Origin of the sequence: Shewanella sp. MBTL60-007, from assembly GCF_019654915.1 — a bacterium.
In the GTDB taxonomy this organism is placed as follows: Bacteria; Pseudomonadota; Gammaproteobacteria; order Enterobacterales; family Shewanellaceae; genus Shewanella.
The window spans coordinates 1-691 of sequence record NZ_BPET01000168.1 but is presented as its reverse complement, the minus strand read 5'-3'; the positions used below and the strand labels follow the sequence as shown (position 1 = coordinate 691).

Annotated in this window: 1 protein-coding gene; it reads right to left on the bottom strand. The window is 47.9% G+C overall.

Annotated features, from left to right (window positions below):
• On the bottom strand, nt 1-607 hold a 607-nt coding region (locus tag K5Q92_RS23875; protein ID WP_220771259.1), incomplete at its 3' end, for a hypothetical protein.
• Nucleotides 608-691 lie beyond the last annotated feature (84 nt).

The following is a 691-nucleotide window of genomic DNA, read 5'->3' as shown; positions in this document are numbered from 1 at the left end:
TTATCCCTCTCCCTCCTCTTCCTTTTCTTTTCTCTTCCCTTTTTTTTCCCTCCTTTCTTTTTCCTCTCTCTCCCCCCCTTTTTCCTTTCTTTCTTCTTTCCTTCTTTTTCCCCCTTTCCTCCTTCTCTCCCTCTCCCTTTTTTCTCTCCCCCCTCCCCCTCCTCCTTTCTTTTTCCCTCCTTCCCCTTTCTTCTCCTCCTCCTTTCTCCCCCCCTTCTTTCCCCCCTTCCTTCCCTTCCTTCTTCCCTTCCTCCCCTTTTTCCCCTTCCTTCCCCTCCCTTTTCCCCTCTCTTCTTCTTTCCTTCTCTCTTCCCCCCCTTTCTCCTTTCCCCCTTTTTCTCTTCTTCTTTCCTTTTTCTCTTCCCCCCCCCTCTCTTCCTCCCCTTCCCTTCTCCCCTTTTTTTCCTCTTTCTCCCCTTCCTCCTCCCTCTCTTCTCCTCCCTCTTTTTTTCCCCTCCTCTCCCCTTTCCCCTCTCTTCTCCTCTCTCTCTTCCTCCTTTTTTCCCCCTCTCCCTTCCTTTCCCTCTTTTCTTCCCTCTTCCCCCTCTTTCCTTTCCCTTCCTCCCTCTATTTCCTTTTCCTCTCTCCTTTCTGCAAAATACTTCACTTATCAGTACTTTATTTTAAATCTATCTAATATATATACTCATTAAATACTCTTTATCCCCCCCCACACAAACTCCCCCAATTA